Origin of the sequence: Dolichospermum flos-aquae CCAP 1403/13F (genome assembly GCF_012516395.1) — a bacterium.
Lineage (GTDB): Bacteria > Cyanobacteriota > Cyanobacteriia > Cyanobacteriales > Nostocaceae > Dolichospermum > Dolichospermum lemmermannii.
This window is the reverse complement of record NZ_CP051206.1, coordinates 2,475,136-2,498,930: the sequence shown is the minus strand read 5'-3', so window position 1 is coordinate 2,498,930 and position 23,795 is coordinate 2,475,136. Positions and strand designations below refer to the sequence as shown.

General features: G+C 36.9%; 15 protein-coding genes. 9 read left to right on the top strand and 6 right to left on the bottom strand.

The genetic code is table 11. From position 1 onward, the window contains the following. Nucleotides 1-21: 21 nt before the first annotated feature. Together HGD76_RS12380 and HGD76_RS12375 are read right to left on the bottom strand one after the other, a co-directional pair. Nucleotides 22-2,307, bottom strand: a complete 2,286-nt coding sequence (locus HGD76_RS12380) for an IMS domain-containing protein (RefSeq protein WP_168695955.1) — start codon at nucleotides 2,305-2,307, stop codon at nucleotides 22-24. Nucleotides 2,308-2,558: 251 nt separating this feature from the next. Further along, complete coding sequence (locus tag HGD76_RS12375) at nucleotides 2,559-2,867, bottom strand: DUF3067 family protein (protein WP_148761330.1); 309 nt, start codon at nucleotides 2,865-2,867, stop codon at nucleotides 2,559-2,561. A gap of 36 nt (nucleotides 2,868-2,903) precedes the next feature. Here HGD76_RS12375 and HGD76_RS12370 point away from each other — a divergent pair, with 36 nt between their 5' ends. From HGD76_RS12370 to HGD76_RS12355, 4 genes are all read left to right on the top strand, one after another. After that, nucleotides 2,904-3,041 (top strand): hypothetical protein, encoded by a 138-nt coding sequence (locus HGD76_RS12370; protein ID WP_168694547.1) that lies wholly within the window; start codon nucleotides 2,904-2,906, stop codon nucleotides 3,039-3,041. A 224-nt stretch (nucleotides 3,042-3,265) separates the two neighbouring features. After that, on the top strand, nucleotides 3,266-3,805 hold the full coding sequence (petC, locus tag HGD76_RS12365) for a cytochrome b6-f complex iron-sulfur subunit (RefSeq protein ID WP_148761332.1): 540 nt from the start codon (nucleotides 3,266-3,268) through the stop codon (nucleotides 3,803-3,805). A 124-nt stretch (nucleotides 3,806-3,929) separates the two neighbouring features. Then, on the top strand, nucleotides 3,930-4,931 hold the full coding sequence (petA, locus tag HGD76_RS12360) for a cytochrome f (protein ID WP_168695954.1): 1,002 nt from the start codon (nucleotides 3,930-3,932) through the stop codon (nucleotides 4,929-4,931). 150 nt (nucleotides 4,932-5,081) lie between these two features. Beyond that, the gene (locus tag HGD76_RS12355) at nucleotides 5,082-5,852 is read left to right on the top strand and encodes a glucosamine-6-phosphate deaminase (protein ID WP_168695953.1); all 771 of its coding nucleotides are present in this window, start codon (nucleotides 5,082-5,084) and stop codon (nucleotides 5,850-5,852) included. Between the two features lie 42 nt (nucleotides 5,853-5,894). Here the strand turns inward: HGD76_RS12355 and HGD76_RS12350 are convergent, their stop codons facing one another. The 4 genes from HGD76_RS12350 to HGD76_RS12335 all read right to left on the bottom strand — a co-directional run bounded on the left by HGD76_RS12350 (nucleotide 5,895) and on the right by HGD76_RS12335 (nucleotide 9,813). After that, complete coding sequence (locus HGD76_RS12350; protein WP_015078579.1) at nucleotides 5,895-6,590, bottom strand: DevA family ABC transporter ATP-binding protein; 696 nt, start codon at nucleotides 6,588-6,590, stop codon at nucleotides 5,895-5,897. 6 nt (nucleotides 6,591-6,596) lie between these two features. Further along, on the bottom strand, nucleotides 6,597-7,772 hold the full coding sequence (gene devC, locus HGD76_RS12345; RefSeq protein ID WP_168695952.1) for an ABC transporter permease DevC: 1,176 nt from the start codon (nucleotides 7,770-7,772) through the stop codon (nucleotides 6,597-6,599). Nucleotides 7,773-7,910: 138 nt separating this feature from the next. Further along, complete coding sequence (locus HGD76_RS12340; RefSeq protein WP_168695951.1) at nucleotides 7,911-9,113, bottom strand: ABC exporter membrane fusion protein; 1,203 nt, start codon at nucleotides 9,111-9,113, stop codon at nucleotides 7,911-7,913. A gap of 370 nt (nucleotides 9,114-9,483) precedes the next feature. Then, nucleotides 9,484-9,813: a hypothetical protein gene (locus HGD76_RS12335; protein ID WP_015078582.1), complete on the bottom strand. Its 330-nt coding sequence runs from the start codon at nucleotides 9,811-9,813 to the stop codon at nucleotides 9,484-9,486. 897 nt (nucleotides 9,814-10,710) lie between these two features. Here HGD76_RS12335 and HGD76_RS12330 point away from each other — a divergent pair. From HGD76_RS12330 to HGD76_RS12310, 5 genes are all read left to right on the top strand, one after another. After that, nucleotides 10,711-17,427 (top strand): type I polyketide synthase, encoded by a 6,717-nt coding sequence (locus HGD76_RS12330; RefSeq protein WP_168695950.1) that lies wholly within the window; start codon nucleotides 10,711-10,713, stop codon nucleotides 17,425-17,427. A gap of 114 nt (nucleotides 17,428-17,541) precedes the next feature. Next, complete coding sequence (locus HGD76_RS12325) at nucleotides 17,542-20,226, top strand: PfaB family protein (protein WP_168695949.1); 2,685 nt, start codon at nucleotides 17,542-17,544, stop codon at nucleotides 20,224-20,226. Between the two features lie 139 nt (nucleotides 20,227-20,365). After that, nucleotides 20,366-21,964, top strand: a complete 1,599-nt coding sequence (locus tag HGD76_RS12320; RefSeq protein ID WP_083881495.1) for a PfaD family polyunsaturated fatty acid/polyketide biosynthesis protein — start codon at nucleotides 20,366-20,368, stop codon at nucleotides 21,962-21,964. A gap of 146 nt (nucleotides 21,965-22,110) precedes the next feature. Continuing rightward, nucleotides 22,111-23,439 carry a phthiocerol/phthiodiolone dimycocerosyl transferase family protein gene (locus HGD76_RS12315; RefSeq protein WP_168695948.1) on the top strand — a complete coding sequence of 443 codons (1,329 nt, stop codon included), beginning with the start codon at nucleotides 22,111-22,113 and terminating at the stop codon, nucleotides 23,437-23,439. Next, nucleotides 23,440-23,745 carry a phosphopantetheine-binding protein gene (locus tag HGD76_RS12310; protein WP_168695947.1) on the top strand — a complete coding sequence of 102 codons (306 nt, stop codon included), beginning with the start codon at nucleotides 23,440-23,442 and terminating at the stop codon, nucleotides 23,743-23,745. Nucleotides 23,746-23,795: the final 50 nt, after the last annotated feature.

The window sequence follows — 23,795 nt, the reverse complement described above, 5'->3', positions numbered from 1 at the left end:
CCCCTACTAACAACTGACCAATTACAAAAAATTCTGAATTACTGACATTCTCTGAATCAGCCATTTACCTTCTTTGCGAACCAAATCATAGCGAACGCGCAAGTTTTCATTAGAAGACTTTTTCTGCTGACTATTCTGATAGAACTGGGTAACTTCTTGTACCTTAGCGTCTACAGATACATAATCTTCATCTGTACCTTTTTTAGAAACAGCTACTATTTCTACATTATGTTTATATTGGCGATAGCGTTTCTCTTCTTGTTCTTGCTGGGCTACTGACTGCCATTGTGATAAAACTGCACCTGTTAAAATTTCCTTTAAACCATCAATGTCATGTTTTTGCCCTAAAGCTGAGGTTTTGGCAGATAACCAAGTTTCAATTACTTCCTTTGCTGTCTCCTTGGTCAGTTCTTCGGTGCTTGATTCAGGTTTGGTGTTAGGGTTAGGAATGGTGATTGGTGGTTGATTTAGTTGTATTGCTAACTGTTCTCCCTGTAATGATGGACTAGGAAAGAAGATATTTTTGACTAAGCCAAAAGTTGTTGATACTAATAACGAAAAAATTAATACTCCTCCCAATGAGAAGAAAACTAGCCAAACTAAGCGTGTTTTTGGGTCTAGACTACTGAGAAAATTAGTTTGAGACTGGATAAACCGCTGAGGAAGGGTATTAGTAGTGGGTTTTCGTCTTCTGCGTTTGGGGGTTTGGTGGTTTGTTGCTGTGGTCGGAGTAACATTGGTTTGATGTGGTATTAGGTTCGGGGTTGCTGCTGTTGAGGGTATTTGTGATGTTTGATTTCCCGCATTTGCATTTGTTGGTGGATGATTCCATCTCGGTATGGAAACTTGGGTAGATTCAGGTTGAGGTCGAGGCTGGGTTTGTGGTAACTCAGGATTGACGGGTTGATGATGTTGCGGTGTTTGTGTGGTGTTATTAGTATGGTAACGAGAATTATTAATATCTGGTTGGGGAAAGGATTGATGATTAATTACTGACCATTCATTAGTAATTTGGGCATCGGTGGGTAAAGATTCTAGATAAGCTTGTACTTGTCTATCGGCAAAGTAATCTTTTAAAGAGGCTTGCTGTTTTGCTAAATCCCGGAAATGGGGAAATACTTCTTGCTGTAACCATTGTTCACTATATAAACACAGTCCTGGTAATAGGTCTGGTGAGTCTTGGGATTTTTCCCGAATAAAAGCTAAGGCTTCATATTCTTGACTTAGTTCTAAAACACGGGTGGCTTCTTCGGTTTGTCCCATTAGCAAAGCACAAAGCGATTGTTCTAAATGCACGTCTTGGCGTTTGCCTAATTGCATTAACATTTGCTTGGCTTGGCGAATTAATGCTGGTTGGCGTTGGGCAAAACCTCTGGCGATTAGGGAGTATACTGCTAAATATGTGGCCACGGCTGAGGGGCGTTTACTTTCTAATTCAAAGAGTTTATGCTGTTCTGCGACTGTTAAATAATGACGAATTTGTTGGATAAATCGTAAAAAGTCATCTATATTTAATCCTGATTGATCGTTGCCTGTACCATCAATACCGCCACGATCTTCTAAGATACTTTGTAATAATTCTAATCCTTGCCGACGTTTGGGAATTTGTGTTTGTGGTAGTGCTAATAGTTCCAAGATGCGGTAGGGACGCAGTTTGTAAAGATCAGCGGTCATTTCAGCGCGGACGCTGGGAAATAAGCCTTCTCGTGCTAATAATTCTTCACCTGTTTCTAAGGATACGGCGGCATTTTCATAGTGACCTTGTTGCCATTCTTCCCGTCCTAGTTCTAGGCAAGCTAGGGAGACGGTGAGGATAATATCTGGTAAGTCAGAGTTTTCGGGAATTTCTATTTGGGTAGCACGATGACCTGTTTTCAGACTAACTGAACTAGGTTTATTAACTAGGTACGGGCGACCAAGTTTTAATACTAATTCATATTCTCCTAGTTCTTGGAGGATTAACAAAGAGCCAACAAATCGCTCTGGGGTGATTTCGATGCTGAGACTTTGAGCATCTTGATCTTTGGAGTTATTATCTTTTAGGGTTTGTTGTGGAACTTGATCAGCAGTTTTGTTAGGAGTATAAACGTGAGCTAGATAAAGCTGATCGTAGGCTTTGCGCTCTTCGGTATCTAATAAAACCATATAAGCTTCTTCAATCAGCTTCTTGCGAGAAGATATAGATGTAGTCGAATATTCCCGTCGGGGCAATTGGACAATGCGATCGCTGTATGCCTGTCGCAATTGTTCCTCATTTGCCGCCAACGGTAATCCTAGAATTCGGTAATAATCAAGCGGAATTCGCACAGCTTACGTCCCCTGCACTGTGTTCTCGTAGCATCTCGTAAAAATTAACATAATTTACCCAGAGCGTTCCAGGCTTCTAAAACCGTCCCATAATCATAGCTTGATTAATACCGTGTTGACCTAGTACAATAAGTGTAGATAGTAACAGATATATTAGTCATTTCCGTTAATTTTTTTATATCTTCAGTTTAAGGTTATGGAGTTGGGAGTCAGGAGTTAGGAGTAACACCTTATTACCTATTGCCTAATTTTTAAACAATCCATTCTGAAGCGCGTTCACCTAAGTCAAGGGGGATGCTAACTGCTTTACCAAGACGGGGACGCTCTTTGGTTTCTAGAATGAAAGTTTGCACTTGTTGTACTCCCCCTAAGGCATTGAGATAATTAGCAATGCTGTCAAGATGATCTTGGTAATCTGTTTCGCTTAAAGGGAAAGAGGCTTGTCCAAAATATTTCCACATGATTTGTAGAAATATTTTGCCCTGGGTGCGGCGAAACTGGACATCATAAGGTTGTCCCCATTTATCAATCAACAGTTGGCGTAATTCCTTTCCGGTCATAGCAATTTTGGTCAGTTGTCAGTTGTCAGTTGTCAGTTGTCAGTAGGGGCGAAGCATTTGGAAGATAAATTATCGGTCATTGCCAAAAATAGTTCTCCAAATGCTTCGCCCGTACAGTTGTCCGTTGTTAAGAAGTTTCCTTCTGTTCGCTGTTCCCTGTTCCCTATTCCCTGAGCTTATCTAGATTTTACATTTAGTTATGATATTAAGTTCCGTGACTCCAGTATGATAAGGATATAAAGAAATGTAATGCTAACAGATAAAGATGCTCACTATGTCTTGCAACTGAGAATTAGGGTATCGCTGTGAGCGTTATGATTTCGATTCAGATAAGAGTGGCTCTTGTGCTGGTACTCTTGTCAAAATGATTAATAAATTACACAAACAGCGCGGAGATTATGGCTCAATTTTCTGAATCAGCAGATGTTCCCGATATGGGTCGTCGTCAGTTTATGAACCTGCTCACTTTTGGGACTGTTACCGGGGTGGCGTTGGGTGCATTGTACCCTGTTGTTAGCTACTTTATTCCTCCTGCTAGCGGTGGTGCTGGTGGCGGTACAGTAGCCAAGAATGAATTGGGTAATGATGTTAGTGTTAGTCAATTTCTAGACAGCCATAATGTGGGCGGTCGCAGTTTGGTACAAGGACTCAAGGGAGATCCTACCTATATTGTAGTGGAAAGTAAAGAAGCGATCGCTGACTACGGGATTAATGCTATTTGTACCCACTTAGGTTGTGTTGTCCCTTGGAATGTGGCTGAAAATAAGTTTAAATGCCCTTGTCATGGTTCACAATATGACGCTACTGGTAAAGTAATTCGCGGTCCTGCACCAAAATCCTTGCCTCTAGCCCATGCCAAAGTGGCAGACGACAAAATTCTGTTAACACCTTGGACGGAAACCGATTTCCGCACTGGGGATGCCGCTTGGTGGGCTTAAATAGTGCAAAAGTTATTAGTCTCAAGTCAACAATCTAGGGCTTTTAATCAACTCTTGACTACTGACTACTGACCAATGACAACTGACAACTGACAACTAACCACTGACAAATGACTTTATAGAGATGAGAAATGCCCTTACACCTGCGAGGTTAACTCGCACTGCTAAAGCAATGGTTAATACATTGCTTATAGCGATCGCTACTGTGACTTTTTTCTTCACTAGCGATATAGCCGTCCCACAAACTGCTGCTGCCTATCCTTTCTGGGCGCAAGAAACCGCTCCTGCAACCCCCCGCGAAGCAACGGGTCGAATTGTTTGCGCTAACTGTCACCTAGCAGCTAAACCCACAGAAGTGGAAATTCCTCAATCTGTGCTTCCTGACACTGTATTTAAAGCCGTTGTCAAGATTCCCTACGATGCCACTGTGCAACAAGTGGGTGCTGATGGTTCTAAGGTGGGCTTAAATGTTGGTGCTGTATTAATGTTGCCTCAAGGCTTCAAGATTGCCCCAGAAGATCGCATTTCTGAAGAACTCAAGGCAGAAGTGGGTGATATGACATTCACTCCTTACAACGACAGTACAGATAATGTTGTCATTGTTGGTCCATTACCTGGTGAAGAATATCAAGAAATTGTCTTCCCTATTCTTTCTCCTAACCCCGCTACAGACAAAAATATCCACTTTGGCAAATACTCTGTTCATGTAGGCGGTAATCGTGGACGTGGACAAGTTTACCCCACAGGTGAAAAGAGCAATAATAACGCATTCAACGCTTCTGCTGCCGGTACAATTAGCAAAATTGCTAAAACAGAAGATGAGGACGGTAACGTTAAGAATCTAATTAGTATCACAACTGCAACTGGTGATGTTGTTACAGATATAGTTCCTGCTGGTCCTGAACTAATTGTGACTGAAGGACAAGTAGTTGCAATTGGTGATGCTTTGACTAACAACCCCAATGTTGGTGGTTTTGGTCAAAAAGATGCAGAAATTGTTTTGCAAGATTCTTCTAGAGTTACATGGTTGGTTGCTTTTATCTGTTTGGTGATGTTGGCACAAGTAATGCTAGTTCTCAAGAAGAAACAAGTAGAAAAAGTTCAAGCTGCGGAAATGAATTTCTAAATGATTTGTGTGATTGATTTGATTGAGATGATTGATTACAACAATCAGGGTTGAGGATACTGACAAATTCTTTGCTAAATCATCAGCTATTTGACAGGCTTTTTGCCTGTCTTTTTTTATAATTGATAATTAGTAATTGGGAGTAAACAAATGATAGAACCTAGCAAATCTTTTTATGTTGATCATCTATTGGTAGAGGTTTATGCTTCTGAAATGGAAATGTCAGAAAGTGTGGCTACAATCACACATCAATATTTACAAAATCTGCTTGATAAACAGGATACAGTTGCGATTTTATTAGCTACGGGAAATTCCCAAATTCGATTTTTGGAGGCTTTAATTGCTTTAGAGGGAATAGATTGGTCACGGATAATTTTATTTCATTTAGATGAATATTTGGGAATTACATCCGATCATCCTGCTAGTTTTCGGCGTTATTTGCGGGAACGGGTCGAAGAAAAGGTCTGTCCCCAACAATTTTATTATATAGCAGGGGATACATTACAACCAATAGCTGAGTGCGATCGCTATACTCGACTCTTAGAAAATCAACCTATTGACCTATGTTTTTTAGGTATTGGGGAAAATGGACATTTAGCATTTAATGATCCAGCGGTGGCAGATTTTCAAGATCCTGCTAAAGTTAAACTTGTCAAACTGGATCATGTTAACCGTCAGCAACAAGTGAATACAGCATATTTTGCCAATTTAGCAGATATTCCTCAATACGCATTTACTGTGACTATTCCCATGATTTGTCATGCTAAAAAAATAATTTGTTTAGCACCAGCAACCAGAAAAGCCCAAGTAGTTAAAACTCTGTTAACAGGAAATATCACTACTAATTGTCCAGCTTCTATTTTACGTCAACAACCCCAAGCTACTTTATTTTTAGATGTTAATTCTGCTAGTTTACTATAACTAGATCCCCGACTTCTTGAAGAAGTCGGGGATCTAAATAAATCAATCATGTTGGATTAAATAACCATCTTCCATATTAATGATTCTGTCAGCAATATCTAAAATTCGGTTATCGTGGGTAACAATTAAAATGGTGCAATCTTGTTCTTTTGCTAATTGCTGCATTAAATTAACCACATCTCTTCCTGATTTACTATCTAAAGCCGCCGTAGGTTCATCAGCTAAGACTAACTTAGGATGACTCACCAAAGCCCGCGCAATGGCTACTCGTTGCTTTTGTCCCCCGGAAAGATCGGAGGGGTAATAATTAATTCTATCTCCCAATTTCACAGCCTGGAGCATTGTTTCTGATTGGATATAAGATTCCCATTGAGAAATATTGCGTTGTAATTCCAAAGACATTTGCACATTTTGCATAGCTGTGAGGAAATCTAGTAAATTATGAGCTTGAAAAATATAGCCAATTTGTCGCCGTACCTGGACTAATTCTTCATTACTAGCACCTAATAATTCCTGTCCATTAAATTTTAAACTTCCCTCTTGGACAGAACGCAAACCGCCAATTAATGTTAATAAAGTAGTTTTTCCTGAACCAGATGGTCCAGTCATAATCACAATTTCTCCAGCTTTGATAGTTAAATTAATATCAAACAAAGTTTGAGTTCGTAATTTACTATGACCAAAGTAATGATTAAGATTTGTGATTTTCAAAATATTGGCATCAGGTAAATATTGCATTATTAGTTAATTAAAGATTTCTGCTGGATCTACTTTACGGAGTTTATTGGTAGAAAAGAAACCAGAAGTTAAGCACATAATAATCACAGAAGTGAATACTAATAATCCCTTACTTAAATCCATAACAATTGGTAATTTAGTTGCATCTTTAGCAATATCATATAGTCCTAGAGAGATAGCAAAACCGGGAATAAAACCCAAGACAGCTAAAATTATAGCTTGCTGAAATACGACATTTAAAAGATATTTATTTCTAAATCCCATAGCTTTAAGTGTCGCAAATTGGACAAAATGAGTTGATATATTACTATAAAGGATTTGATAAACAACAATTACACCAACCACAAAACCCATCATTACCATTAAATTAAATACAAATCCAATTGGTGTTCTTAATGTCCAATAGCTTTTTTCAAAATCAATAAATTCTTGGCGTGTCATTACCGTGACATCTTTTGGTAAACTATTAGATAAAGTTGTGAGAATTGTTTGGGGGTTAACATTAGGTTTTAGATGAATTAAGCCTATATCTATTTGATTTGATCTATGTTCTGGAAAGATTTTAAAAAAAGTAGAAGAACTGACTATTAAATTACCATCCACACCAAAGGAAGGCCCAAGAGTAAATAAACCACTAACTTTAACTTTATAACCAATAGTTCCCAAATAACTAAATATTTCCATACCTATAGGTTGATTATTTTGAAAATATTCAGCAATTGGTCCAAATTCTGGCCGGGCTGCGCGGTCAAAAAATACTTGATCAGGAATTTTTAGTAATTGAAAATTTTGATCTACTTCTGGTAATCTAAAAATAGATTTTACCGGATCAAATCCTAGAATGTAAATAGGATATTTGCGGCCATTAATGGGATTTTTGAGTTTAGCAAATTGGACATATAAAGGTTCAACAGATTCTATGCCGTTAAAACCTAATATTTGATATAAACGACTACGAGGAAAGCTTTGAGTAGAAGTCAAAGATTTATATTGGGAACTAATTAAAAACAAATCACCTCGCAGGTGGTTATGGACTTGAGTAGCACTAGAATAAAGAGCATCTTGAAACCCAATTTGCATAAACATCAACACAGAAATAAAAGCAATCCCAGCCAATGCTACAAAAAAGCGCACTTTTTGTTTTATCAATTGTAGCCAAGGCAAAGGTATATTTAAAATCATGTTTTACCTCCTATTCCTTATATAAATGCACCCCACCCCGCAAGCGAGGAGGGGACTATGATGTATCTCATTCAAGTGCATACCGCGATATAAATCATCCAAATCAAATTAATCAGACAAATCATAGTTCAGACTTTGTTATATTTTAATAAGTGCCTGTACCTGTAAATTAGTTAAACTAGAAACTCGTTGATTATCTGCCGAGTTGTCAATGCGAATTTTCACATCAACTATTTTGTTATCTGTATCTGAACCGGGATTAGTATTGAAGATATTTTGTCTACCAATTTGTAAACCAATATCTGCGACAGTTCCCTTTAATTTTCCGCTAAAAGCCTCACTGGTGATAGTTACTGATTGACCTAAACGAACTTTTTTAATATCAGTTTCGTAGACTTCTGCAACTACATACATTTGTTGAGTTTGTCCTAGTTCTACTATGCCTTTATTGCCAATTATTTCTCCTGGCCAAGTATTAATTTTTAGAACTTGAGCATCAATAGGGGAACGGATAGAACTTAAATTTAGCTCGGCTTGAGCTTGTTGAACAGATGCTATAGCACTTTTTACATTTGCTTGAGCTAGTTGCACATCTGTGGGGCGAATTTCTGCAATACTATTAAGTCTAGCTTGAGATTCAGTTAACTGTTTTTGCAAAGTTTCTATAGTTCGTTTTAGACTAGCATTAGCTTCATTAAGTTGTTCTTGCACAGTATCCCGGCGTAATCTTTTAGTATCTGCATCAGAAGCAGAAATAGCACCATCTTGATATAATTTCTGATAGCGTTTATTTTCGGTTTCTGAATTTTTTAGTTCAGCTTCTAAACGAGAAATTGTGGCTTTTTGAGTAGAAACTGATCCTCGTAAATCAGCTTCTAAACGAGAAATTGTGGCTTTTTGGGCTGAAATATCCCCTCCTTTTGCCCCTGCTTCTACTTGTTGAAGATTCGCTCGACTAACTTCTACTTGTCGGTTTGCTTTTTCTAAAGCTGCAAGATTAGGTATATAATTATCAAGAATTGCTACTAATTGTCCTTGACGAATTTTATCTCCTTTTTTAACTAGGAGTTGATTAACTCTTATCCCTGTTTGAGAATTAGGTGCGGAGAGACGAATTACTTCTCCTTGGGGTTCTAAACGTCCTAAAGCAGCAACAGCAGTAATAGTAGGGGCTGAAATGGGAGAAATAGAAGATATGGTCGGGGATGATTTAGACGTTTTCTGAAAATATGAAAGGCTATAGATAGATATTATGCTAGTAGCTATAACTCCAGCACTTCCTAACATTATCGGCCACAAACTCATAGGTTTTGTGAATGAGTGCTTTTCTTTGTGTACCATAATTTTGTCTTTTAAATTAGGAAATATGACAATATTTCTGACTCTAAATTAGAGACAGAAAAGCCATTACACTTGATAGCATCTCTTGATAACCTTATCTGGTTCAGTTAAGAAAAAGTAGGTTGGGTTAAGTGACAGCACCACCCAACATTATCAATCATTTTGTTGGGTTTCCTGTCGTCAACCCAACCTACATAATTAACTTAACTGGATTAATTGATAACCTTAATATCCAACAAAATACAACTAATCAAAAATTCTTTACTTTGGTTGACTAAATGGAAAGTTACATAAAATACTTAAATACTAAAATTCTGCCAGGTAATTGGTAATTAGTTGCTGACTATTACCAATTACCATGATCAAAATTTTATTTATTTAACACAACCTCTTTCTCTTTTTTCTTCCGCATGATTGCCAAATATTCGCTGCGGGTTCCGTCTACTCGATAATGATCACAAATTTGACAAAGTTTGAGAAGATCCAAGCGACTGAAGATTTTTTGATGTTCAATAGCGTTGTCATTCCGCCACCGCCAGAATGTGGTTCTATCAATTCGACGATTGCTTTCAGGCCATCTTCTCCGTGATAGAAAATCTACTAATTCATCTTCATGAAATGAGTAACCTTTTGGTAATTTTAGGAGTTGTTCTCGTAACTCATTCAGCGGGATGAGTGGATCTAATTCAGATAGTCTCATGCCAGCAATTCCTTGTAGTTTTTGTAATTCCAATATTGCAGAAGCCAAATAATGCAATAACGTTTAATTGACTAATTTTATGCTCGAAGACTGTTTGAAATTCACAGTCTAAATTTCCCTGATTTAATAATTTAGAGTAAACTTATTTTTTGGGAATTTCAACCTATATGCAACAGATTGTTTCATAGAACCTTGTTTATCGCACTATCTGGGATTTGTAAAAATCGCAAGCCTCAAATTTTTAATTCTTTAAATAGAGGATTACTAATTTTGCATTATCTCAAATTTAGGAGTTAAGTTGATGAAAAAATATATTTTTAACTCCTGAGATATATTTAATAGTGATCTATTTTACAAAGGTGAAAAGATATTTCTGGAGATAGATGTAAAAAATAACTATTTAGCATTAGAAACTAATGAACAATAATTACATATTGCACATTCTATTTCTATCCAGAGAATTTGTTATTCTTAGTTATTGTAAAATAAAGTTTTCAATAAGTTGGAACTAATAATATGCAATCTCTATGCAACTTTAGTCAAAATGGCTAAAACTTAGATAATAATTAGTGTATTGGATAAGCAAAGATATTTCTGCGACGACTCTATCAATTTTACATCTGCAAGACTTTTATAAAGTTGCACGTAAGTTGCTTATGAGTTGCAATAGGGTTGTCACCAAACTCAGATTAATATAGGCGAAAATTTAATTTATAGTCTGGAGGATTAATCAGACTATTTCATATTTAATCGCCACAATATTTATCAATAATTTATGTCGAGTTCAGATTTCAATACTGTTAAGAATGAAAATCAATTCTAGCTTAGTTTAATTTAGTCAAAAAACAAGCTGCTGTTCACCTCTATATTGCTCGATCAAAAGAGGGAAATATGATCATGGCTGCTTCCAAATTTGAAGCTGCTTTTGCACAGTTGCAATCTGAAATTAGTAACTGTGAAAAGTCTGTACTCAAGATGATAAAGGTTAAAAAAAATATGCCTGATACCACAGAGATGAAAAATGAAATTAATGCTAAATTGCGAACAACTAATGTAGCAATTGTTGGGATGGCTTCTATTTTTCCCCAGGCGAAGAATTTACAGGAATACTGGGAAAATATTATTCAGAAAGTGGATTGTATTACTGATGTTCCGGCTTCCCGTTGGCAAATAGATGATTATTATGATCCAGATCCGAAAACACCGGATAAAACCTATTGTAAACGGGGTGGTTTTTTACCAGATATTGATTTTAATCCCATGGAATTTGGCTTACCTCCTAATATTTTGGAGGTGACAGATATTTCTCAATTACTCGGTTTGGTAGTGGCAAAAGAGGCATTAGAAGATGCTGGTTATGGGGCATCTCGCCAATTTAATCACGAACGAACAGGAGTAATATTAGGAGTAGCAATTGGTAGACAATTGGCTGTTCCTTTAGGTGCAAGATTGCAAGATCCACTTTGGAAAAAAGTTCTCAAAAATAGTGGTTTATCAGATGAAGATAGCCAGAAAATTATTGAAAAACTCAAAAGTGGATATGTGCAATGGGACGAAAATGCCTTCCCCGGAATGTTAGCTAATGTGATTTCTGGACGTATCGCCAACCGTCTGGATTTGGGCGGAATGAATTGCGTAGTGGATGCAGCCTGTGCGAGTTCGCTAGGTGCATTAAGAATGGCTATTAGCGAGTTAGTAGAACATCGCGCCGACATGATGATAACTGGCGGGGTGGATACGGATAACTCAATTTTCGCCTATATGTGCTTCAGTAAAACCCCTGCTGTTTCCCCTGGAGAAAAGGTAAGACCCTTTGATACTGATGCAGATGGAATGCTATTAGGCGAAGGCGTGGGAATGCTGGTACTTAAACGCCTAGAAGATGCCCAACGAGATGGCGATCGCATCTATGCAGTCATTAAAGGGATGGGCAGTTCTAGCGATGGCAAGTATAAAAGTATTTACGCACCTCGCGCAGAAGGACAAATTAGTTCTTTGGTTCGTGCCTATACAGATGCAGGTGTTTCCCCTGCTAGTGTAGGATTAATCGAAGCACATGGCACGGGAACGATGGTAGGAGATCCTACAGAATTTACATCTATTACCAGCGTTTTTGGCGAAAATAACCCGAAAAAACAGCATATTGCTTTGGGAACTGTCAAATCTCAAATTGGACATACTAAGGCGGCGGCTGGTGCAGCTAGTCTCATCAAAGCGGCTTTAGCGTTGCACCACAAAGTCTTACCACCGACGATCAATGTCAGTAAACCCCATCCTAAACTGAATATTGAGAACTCGCCATTTTATTTAAATACGGAAACTAGACCTTGGGTAAGTCATCCTACCCAACCAAGAAGGGCAGGAGTCAGTGCTTTTGGCTTTGGTGGTACAAATTATCACGTTGTCCTGGAAGAATACGAGCATGAACATCATCACCCTTACCGTTTACACCATAGGCCAGAATCCTTACTGCTATTTGCCCCCACCTCTTCAGAGTTGTTATCTCGTTGTCAACAAATCCAGCAACAATTACAGATTGAGGGTAAAGAAAGACACTATCAACAATTAATTACTGATTCTCAAACCAGGAAAATTCCCGTTAATTATGCCAGAATGGGCTTTGTAGCTAATGATTTAGCGCAAGCTGAGGAATTACTAAAAATTGCGATTGCAGGGCTAAAACAGAAGCCTGAAGCCGAATCCTGGGAACATCCTCAAGGGATTTACTACCGTCAAAAGGGGATAAATCCGACAAGTAAAGTAGTGGCTTTGTTTTCTGGACAAGGTTCACAATACTTAGAAATGGGGCGGGAGTTGGTGATGAATTTTCCCTGCTTGCGCCAAACCTATACGCACATGGATAGCCTTTTGTGTGAGGACGGGTTACAGCCCTTGTCAACGGTAGTATTTCCTCAGCCTGTTTTTGATGAAGCACAAAAGCAAGTTCAGTTAGCAACGTTGCAAAAAACTGAATATGCACAACCAGCAATTGGAGTATTTAGTGCGGGTTTATATAAAATTTTGCAACAAGCTGGATTTAAACCTGATTTTGTTGCTGGTCATAGCTTTGGTGAATTAACAGCTTTGTGGGTTGCAGGTGTATTAAATGAAGAAGATTATTTGTTCTTAGCAAAAGCTAGAGGACAAGCTATGGCTGCACCGGCAAATCCCAATTTTGATGCTGGAGGAATGTTAGCCGTTAAAGGAGATATTCAGCAGATAACGGAAGTAATTAAAAAGTTTCCCCAGGTAGCAGTTGCTAATAAAAATTCTCAGCACCAAATAGTATTAGCTGGGAAGAAAGAGGAAATTAGTCAAGTCCAAGATATTCTCAAAAAACAAGGTTTTACTACTTTTCTATTAGGAGTTTCCGCAGCATTTCATACACCATTAGTATCTCATGCTCAAAAACCTTTTGCCCAAGCTGTTGAAAAAGTAAATTTCAACGAAGCACAAATTCCCGTTTATACTAATGTTACAGGTGGCTGTTATCCTCAAGAACCCCACGCTATCCAAAAAATCCTCAAAGAACAATTGTTCAATCAGGTATTATTTCAGCAGGAGATTGAAAATATTTATGCTGCTGGTGGTTATTGTTTTGTGGAATTTGGTCCTAAAAATGTGCTTACCAATTTGGTAAAAGAGATTTTAAATGATCAACCCCATATAGCTATAGCTGTAAATCCAAATCATACCAAAAATAGCGACAAAACTCTTCGACAAGCCATAGTTCAATTGCAGGTAGCTGGGTTATCTTTGCAAAATTTAGATCCCTATCAAGTCGTAACTAAAATTCCCGAAATTCCTCAACAAAAAGTTTTGAATGTGCGGTTAAATAGTACCAATATTACCGAAAGAACTCAAAAAGCCTTTGCGAAAGCTTTAGAAAATGGTCATCATGTAGGAGTGATATCTTCCCAACCAACAATTAACGAAAATCATCAACCACAGGGTAACGAAAAGCCTCCAACTTCACTCAACGGTAAATTAGAACAAGTAGAAATTCACCCTCAAAATTCTGAAAAAGTTATTCACAGCTTAGAAAATTTCATCACAGAATTTAGCCAGCAACAACGGGATATTATCCATGTTCATGAACAATCTTTGCAAAATCAAACAGAATACACAAAGACATTTTCTCAATTAATGCAGCAGCAGTATTCATTATTGGGAAATAATGAACCTACAGAACATCAATCTCAAACTCAGCAACTAGCAATTTCCAATTCTGAACAGAACATGATGCGGTTTCATGATCATCAAGGTGATACCCTCCGCATTCATGAACAATATCTCAAATATCAACATGAATATACCCAAAATTACTTTCAACTTCTGCAAAAACATTTTCATTTACTGACTTCAGAAAATAAAGTCATCAATTATGTAAATCATCCTCAACCCACTTTTTCTCCCCAAATTCAACAAGACTTAGAAAATGATGAAAAAACCGACTTATCTCCACCTCTTCCTCTCTGTGCCGCCGCGCCTCTGCGTGAAGAAAAAATCATCCCAAATATAGATAAAGCCACCCTTAGTCAAACTCTACTAAACGTTGTCAGTGATAAAACAGGCTACCCAGTAGAAATGTTAGAACTGTCAATGGATATGGAAGCAGATTTAGGAATTGATTCTATCAAACGAGTCGAAATTTTAGGAGGTTTATTAGAAATATATCCCGATTTACCTAAACCCAACCCCGAAGAATTGGGACAATTAAGAACTTTGGAACAAATTGCCGAATATATGCAAACTTTAGTTTCAGATGTCTTAAATCAACAGATAGAAACATCAACCGCAATTATTACCACAGAGGTATTAGTAGAAGTTCCTCAACCGGAATTAATAACATCCACACCTGAAATTGAAGAACAAAAAGCAGAAGTAGAAATTCCCGCAGATTTAAGCGATATTCTGTTAACAGTTGTCAGTGATAAAACAGGCTACCCAGTAGAAATGTTAGAACTGTCAATGGATATGGAAGCAGATTTGGGAATTGATTCTATCAAACGGGTAGAAATTTTAGGAGGTTTATTAGAAATATATCCCGACTTACCTAAACCCAACCTCGAAGAAATTGGAGAATTGAGAACTTTGTCCGAAATTGCCACTTATATGCAGCAACAAGCCCAGGGAATTTCTAATTTATTGACTGAAGAAATAGTAGAGATCACAACAACCACATTTCTGCCAAATATCCGCCGCAGTATTGCCAAATTACAGCAACTTCCCACACCTGATAGTTTAGAATTTTCTCTTCCTGAAAACCACATTGTATTAATAACTGATGATGGTTCTTCTGCTACTGAAAAATTAGCAGAAAGTTTGACAGCTAAAGGTTGGAAAACTGTAGTTTTAAGTTTCCCTGGAATTGATTCAAATATTCATAAAGGAATCAATAGAGTAGTTTTAACTGATTGGAATGAAGAAAATTTACAACAACAGTTAGAACAGATTGCTGATAATTATGGTACTGTAGGTGCATTTATTCATCTCCACCCAGCAACACCATTAGACATAGATAAATCCATTCTGCGTCACGTCTTCTTAATCGCTAAATACCTGAAAGAACCACTCAACGAAGCCGCAAAATTTGGCCGCAGTTGTTTTATTAACGTTGCGCGTTTAGATGGTGAATTTGGATTAGGAGAAACCCATGATTTTAGTGCAATTTCTGGAGGATTATTCGGACTTAGCAAGAGTATTAATCAAGAATGGGAAAATGTATTTTGTCGTTCCCTTGACTTAAATCCAGAAATAGATCCAGAAACATCTGTAAAACATATCCTCGCGGAAATTCATGATTCAAACTTGTTAATTCAAGAAGTAGGATATAGCAAAAAAGGAAGAGTCACTTTAATTGCAGACTTCAGCCCGTTACCAACTACTAATTCTCAAAGAGAGATTACCAAAGATCAAGTTTTTCTAGTTAGTGGTGGTGCAAAAGGAATCACAGCCCAATGTGTCATTAAAATCGCCCAGCAATATCAATGTAAATTTATTCTTTTAGGGCGTTCCAGTCCAGAACCTGAACCAGTTTGGGCAGAAAATTGCGAAAATGAAGCAGAATTAAAACAGCGAATTTTAGAAAATTTCCAAGCCCAAGGGGAAAAAGCAACACCAATAATGGTACAGAAAAAGTATCAAGCAATTTCCTCACAGCGAGAAATTCAAAATACTCTTAAAGCCATTGAACAAGCAGGAGGAAAAGCAGAATATCTGAGCATAGATATTACCGACACAGTATTACTAGAATCAAAACTTGCAGATGTAATTGAACGTTTTGGGGCGATAACTGGCATAATTCATGGTGCAGGAAACTTAGCTGATAAACGCATTGAAAAAAAATCAATTCAGGATTTTGAGAATGTTTATGCAGCTAAAGTTAAAGGTTTAGAAAATCTTCTACGGTGTGTACCAGCGAGTCAATTGGAATATTTAGTTTTGTTTTCTTCTGTGGTGGGATTTTATGGCAATGTGGGACAATCAGATTATGCCATAGCCAATGAAATCCTGAACAAATCTGCCCATTTAATTAAACATAATTACCCCAATTGTCATGTCATGGCTATTAACTGGGGTCCCTGGGAAAGTGGCATGGTATCATCAGAACTAAAGAAAGCTTTTGCAGAAAGAGGAATTGAAGTTATTCCCGTAGAGACAGGAACGGAAATATTAGTTAATGAACTAACTACCGCTAATCAAGACACAGTTCAATTAGTGATTGGTAGTCCCTTAATTTATGTTCCTGCAACCTTATCCAATGAGTTAAAAACCTATCGAATTAACCGCCAATTAACATTAGCCGAAAACCCATTTTTACATGATCATGTTATCCTCGGTCGTCCCGTACTTCCTGCCACCTGTGGGTTATTATGGATGACTAATGCTTGTGAACAACTCTATCCTGGATTTACAGCCTTTGGTTCTCCCAATTTCAAAGTTTTAAAAGGCATAGTTTTTGATGAAACCTCAACAAATGAGTATGTTTTAGAAATTCAAGAACTTGCGAAACATGAAAATCAGAAAATAGAATTTGCTGCTAAAATTAGTAGTAAGACATCAGACGGGAAAATCCGCTATCATTTCAGCACAAATCTAATTCTCAAACGAGAAATCCCCACACCTCCTAATTATGGAAACCTGAACCTTAATCAGGATGAAAATCTCCTCAAAACCAATCAAGAATTATATCAAGTAAATGCTTCTAGCCTATTTCATGGAGTCACCTTTCAAGGCGTAAAATCAGTTTTAAATACCAGCCCTAGTCAGATAACGATTGAATGCTACTTACCAGAACCCACAGCACAACAACAGGGACAATTCCCAGTGCAAACATTCAATTCCTACATAGCAGATGTCCAGATTCATTCTCTCTGGATTTGGACACAACACTTTCATCAAGTTGGATGTTTACCATCAGAAATTAAGAACTTTGAACAATTTGCAAAAGTGCCTTTTGGTGAGACATTTTATGTAACTTGTGAAGTGCAATCAAAGACAGAATCATCGGTGGTTACAGATGTGATTACCTATGGTCATCAAGGACAAATTTATAATCGCATGATTGGTGCTAAAGGAACAATTCTACCTCGACAAATAATCAAAGATTAGATTTTTTTCACGCAGAGACGCAGAGGCACGGAGAGAATTAAGAGTGTATTTATCTGCAAATATTTTTTCTGTGTCCTCTGTTTCAGTTAGTTTATAAAAAAATGGAGAATCATAATGAAATCAATTGCACGGAATCAAAAGTTAGCAATTGTCGGTATGGATTGTTTTGTGAGTAGTTCACCAACATTAAATAAGTTTGAACGTCTGATTTATGAAGGTAAGCAAAATTCAGTTACATCTGAAAATTATCAGCAAACTCCTTTAAGTCGAGAGGTGATCAATTCTGCGCTGAAAGATGCTAAAATTCAACCAGATATAAAGATAGCTTTAATCATCATTTCTCCCACGGAAAACTCTGCTAAATTAGCTAATTATATTTCTGCTGAATTAGCATTTTTTGCCGAAGAAAATTCGCTCTTATCAGCCTTGGATGTCAGTAAAAAATTATTAATTTCCCAACAAGTTGAAGCGGTTTTAATTGTCGGGATAGATAAGAATTACCCGATAGAAATTAATCCGACTGGATATGCTTTCAGTTATGACGAAAAAGCTCAGGGGATCATAAAAACAGCAGGTGCTGCCGCAGTAGTATTACAACTGTATGAAACAGCCAAGCAACAAAATCATTGCATCTATGCAGTCATTGATGGTTTGAGTGTAGTGAAAGATGCTCCAAATCATCCAGAAACTGTTAAGCAAGCCTGTCAAGAGGCGTTTCAAATAGCAGATGTTAATGCCGCAGATATTGGTTATTTGGAAGTTGTTGCTAATGGGATTCTTAACGCAGATATAGCGGAAATTCAAGGTTTAATATCGGCTTATCAGACAGGGGCAGAAAATCTGAGTTGTGCCCTGGGTAGTGTTAAAGCAAATATTGGCAATACACAAGCCTCTGCGGGCATATTTAGCCTCATTAAAACCGCACTTTGTTTATATTATCGTTATATTCCCGGTGTTCCCCAGTGGTTCAATCCTAAACAGCCAGAAATTTGGCACGGAAGCCCCTTTTATGTAGCCGTAGAATCAAAACCTTGGTTTTTAGAACCTGGTGCGACTAAAAGAATAGCTGCGGTAAATATAATGGAAGAAGATAATATTTATGGACATTTAATTTTGTCAGAAGAAATCAGCCAGATAGAACGCAGTAGTCAATATTTAGCAGAAATGTCCTATTATTTATTTCCCATTGCGGCTGATGATCGTGCTTCTTTATTAACACAAATTACCGCACTTCAACAAAGTCTCATAGATGTTTCTTCTCTATCACAACTTGCTAGTGATTATTTCCAAAAATATCAGCAATATCAAGAATCAACTTACGCTTTAGCAATTCTTTCACGACATCCAGAAGAATTAAAACGAGAAATTGAAAGGGCAATTCAGGGAGTGAAAATTGCTTTTGCTACTGGCAAAGATTGGCAAACTCCTCTTGGTAGTTATTTTACAGTTAATCCCCAAGGAAAAAAAGGTCATGTTGCTTTTGTTTATCCTGGTTCTTTTACTTCTTATATAGGAATGGGACGAAATATTTTCCGTCTTTTCCCTCAACTCTATGATGATGTTGTCGTTAAAAGCGTTTATAATCGAGCCGCTGACATTGAAAAATTTATCTATCCTCGCAGCATTAATAAATTATCAAAAAGACAACTAGAAACTATAGAACAAAAATTAATAAATGATCCAGTTTCTATGCTGGAATGGGAAGTTGGTTTAGCGAGATTAATGACAGTAATGCTGAAAAATTACTTTCGCATTCAGTCCCCCTATGCTTTTGGATATAGCCTTGGTGAAACTAGCATGATGTTAGCACAAGGGGTCTGGACTAGCTTTAAAAGTACCAGTGATTATTTGAATTCATCCCCTTTATTTAAAACCCGGCTATCTGGTCAAAAAAATGCAGTTCGTCAGCATTGGGGATTACCTTTAATTCATACAGGTAAAAGCGAAGAATTTTGGAGTAACTATATTTTGATATGTTCCTCTTCCCTAGTCCAAGAAGTTCTAAAAAATGAAAGTCGGGTTTATATCGTTTTAATTAATACACCTGAAGAAGTCATTATTGCTGGTGAAACTCAAGCTTGTGAAAGAGTTATTCAAACATTAAAATGTGACGCTTTTCCAACATCAATTAATCATGTAATTCATTGTGAACCAATGCACTCTGAATATGATGAATTAGTAAAAATCAATACCTTACCTAGCCAAGCAAATTCAAAAACAGTTTTCTACTCTGCGGCAGAATACGCACCTATGAGAATTGATAGTAATTCAATAGGCAAAAATATTGCTAAAGCCCTTTGTCACCAACTTGATTTTCCTCGCTTAGTTAATCGTGCCTACAATGATAATATCAGAATCTTTATTGAAGTTGGTGTTGGTAGTAACTGTAGTCGGTGGATTAGCGAAATTCTCAAAGACAAAGAACATCTAGCTGTATCTCTAAATAGAAGAGGTGTAGATGATCATACCTCCATTATTAAAGCCTTAGCCAAGCTGTTTAGTCATCGAGTTGAATTGGATTTATCACCTTTATATTCTTTTCCCAACATCAAATTGGATCAAGATCATGCTTGCGAAAATCAGTCATCTTTTCCAGATACTTCCTTATTAAATTATGAACACAAAATAAAATCCACCCCTAATTATAAAAGTTTAAATGATCATCATGTCCGGCTGGCTAAAGCACACGGATTTTTATTAAAGTCCCGGCAAACATCACTTCAACAACTTAGTCTCTTTCTCCAGCAGCAATTAGATTTGTACAAAAAAATGGTGATCCAAGTTAGAAAAGAAAAGTAGAAATACAGAGTAATTCTTGTGAATTTATTGTGGGATAGGCATCTTGCCTCTCCAAAACATTTAAATTGATGATTAGAGGTTAAATAACGTGGTTAATTCAGAAAACAAATATCAACAACAACTCAAATTTTCTCCTTCAATGAATAACAATTATCAAGGATGGCAAGGCGATTTAAATACTGTGTCTTTTGATGCAGTAAATATTAAAAATAAACTGATGAATTTAAATTCTCCTTGTTATATTCTGAATAAAGAAGGACAAATTGGCATTAGCAATGAAGGCAGTTTATCATATAGTGCTAACGGTAAAACTCAGAAATTGGAAATGCTTTTAACTGTTCCTACTATCGGATTTCATCAATTAGGTGATCCAACTTTTCTAGAGTTCTACGGCGTAAAATATGCCTATATGACTGGGGCAATGGCTCAAGGTATTGCATCTGAAGAAATGGTAATTACCTTGGGAAAAGCCAACATTTTAAGCTCCTTTGGTGCAGGAGGTTTATCTCCTTCCCGGATAGAAACAGCAATTCACAAAATTCAACAAGCTTTGCATAACAAATCTTATGTTTTCAACTTGCTTCATAGTCCTAGCGAACCTGCTATTGAACGGCGTTTAATTGATTTGTATTTACAGCATCAAGTCAGAATAATTGAAGCCTCTGCATTCTTAGATTTGAGTGATAATATCGTCTACTATCGGGCTGCTGGACTAAGTTTAAATTCAGCTAATGACATTGAAATCAAAAATAAAATTATTGCCAAAGTTTCCCGGCGAGAAGTTGCCACTAAATTCCTCCAACCTGCACCCACAAAAATTCTCACCCAATTAGTTGAACAAGGATTAATTAGCGAATTGCAAGCTAATCTTGCCGCGAAGATTCCTATGGCTGATGATATTACCGTAGAAGCAGATTCAGGAGGACATACAGATAATCGTCCCTTGGTTTGTTTATTACCTTCTATCTTAGAATTAAGAGACGAAATTCAACGTAAATATTGTTATAAACAACCTGTAAGAATTGGGGTAGCTGGGGGAATTTCCACACCCCAATCAGCACTAGCAGCCTTAATGATGGGTGCAGCTTATATTGTCACCGGTTCTATTAATCAATCTTGCCTTGAAGCTGGGACTTCTGAATATACAAAAAAGCTCCTAGCTGAAGCAGAAATGACTGATGTAATGATGGCACCCGCAGCAGATATGTTTGAAATGGGAGTCAAATTACAAGTTCTTAAGCGGGGAACTCTTTTCCCCCTTCGCGCTCAAAAACTAGGGGAATTATACAGAAATTATAATTCGTTTGCCGAAATTCCTCCAGATGAAATAGAAAAGTTAGAAAAACAAATTCTGCGAAAAACAATTGCCGAAATTTGGCAAGAAACATCTACTTATTTATCTCAACGTAACCCAGAAAAATTAAGCAAAGCAGCTAATAATCCTAAATTAAAAATGGCATTAATATTTCGCTGGTATTTAGGACTATCTTCCCGGTGGTCAAATACTGGAGAAAAAGGTCGGGAAATTGATTATCAAATCTGGTGTGGACCAGCAATGGGAAGTTTTAATAATTGGGTACGTCATTCTTACTTAGCAGATATCAATAATCGTCGAGTAGTTGATATAGCCGATCAAATTATGACAGGTGCAGCGTATTTATATCGTATTCAAAACTTAAAAATTCAAGGCTTACAAATGCCAGAAGAATTCAGCCAATATCATCCACAAAATTTGTAGTTAGCACTATACAGCATTTCCTCTGTGATCTCTGTGCCTCTGTGGTTCGTTATCAAAATACAATGATGCCCACAACATAAACAAATCAAATTAGATTTATATGCAAGTGAGGGATAAATCCCTCACTACCAACAACGGTGATAAAAATGGCTATAAATAGAAAATTAGGACAGCTAGAAGAAACAATGGAAATCCTGAATCAACGAGCTAAAACATGGAACTTAGTTACCATTAGCCGGATTCAAGGAAATATTCAAGAAACGGTTCTCAGACAGTCTTTAGATATTATTCAATATCGTCATCCTGCGCTTAATGCTCATATTATTAATTCTAGAAATTCCTACTATTATCAGTCCAAAGGTACAGGAAAACTTCCTTTGCAAGTTGTTAATATTAGAGAAAGTCAGGAATGGGAAGCAATCGTTAATACAGAAATGAATCAGGTAATTGATAGTAGTAAATATCTGCTAAGAGTCGTACTTGTAAAAATATTAAATCAGCAGAATATCAATTATCTAATTACAACTACACATCATGCTATTACCGACGGTTTATCAAGCATCCAACTTCATTCAGAAATTTTAACTTACTGTCAAAAAATTACCGCAGGTAAATCCATTCCAGCAGTTACTACGTTAGAACCACTTCCACCCATTGAAAAACTATTACCTCCATGGACAAATAGTTTTAAAGGCAAACTAGGGAGAATTGCTTTATTATTAAATCTCGCACTGCAAAAATATTGGAATCAACCAAAAACATTAGGAGTAGAAAAATATGTTCCCATTTCTCAACGGCGTTGCGAAATCATTCATAGACAACTTAGCGAAGAATCAACACAACAGTTTATTCAGCAATGCAGACAAGAAAACACTACAGTACAAAGTGCTTTATGTGCGGCATTAATGTTAACAGTCTCCAAACAACTGACTAAAAGCCATGAAGATAATATTCGAGTTAGTTGTTTATCATATCTTGATTTAAGAAGACGGTTACAACCAGAAATTAGTCAAGAAAATATGACGGTTTTAGCAGCCTCTATCATGGGATTTTATCGAATTACTAATAATATATCTTTTTGGGAATTAGCGCGAAAAGCAAAACATACTCTTAATAAAAAAATTAGCCAAGGAGAAATTGTTCAAATGATATTTCTCGCTAAACAATTGATAAATTTTTCTTTGCTATTCCCGAATCAAGTATCTGCTACAGTTTCAGTTTCTAACATTGGTAAAGTTAATATTCCCCATACTTATGGAGAATTAGAACTAGAAGAAATCAGTTTTGTTGGTTCTCATGCTTTATATGCAGGAATGTTTATTGTTCACGCTGCTACTTTTCAAGAAAAAATGACTTTAAATTTTGTTTTTTCTCAACCTGCACTTAATCGCCAAACCATAGAAAAACTTGTTGATAATTGCATTGATTATATCATGAACATCTCATCTCATTACTTAATACCAGGAGGTACATAAATGAATAACAATCTCTCTCATTCTCTACCCGACAACCAAGATAACGCCACTAAAATTCAAACTTGGTTAGTTGCAGAGATTTCCTCTTTACTGGGAGTTAATCCAGAAGAAATAAATATTCGTGAACCTTTAGATAGTTACGGTTTAGACTCAGCACAAACCATAATTATCGCTAGTAGAGCCGAAAAGTTTTTGGGATTTAAATTATCACTTATCCACCTTTGGTATTATCCCACCATTGAAGAACTTTCTCTCAGATTATCTGAAGAATTAGAAAATTCTCAGTCAGAAATTATCCAGATATAACCTCTACAAATTCTGTTTAATTACTGATAAACCAGTTTTTCCTCCTTGAT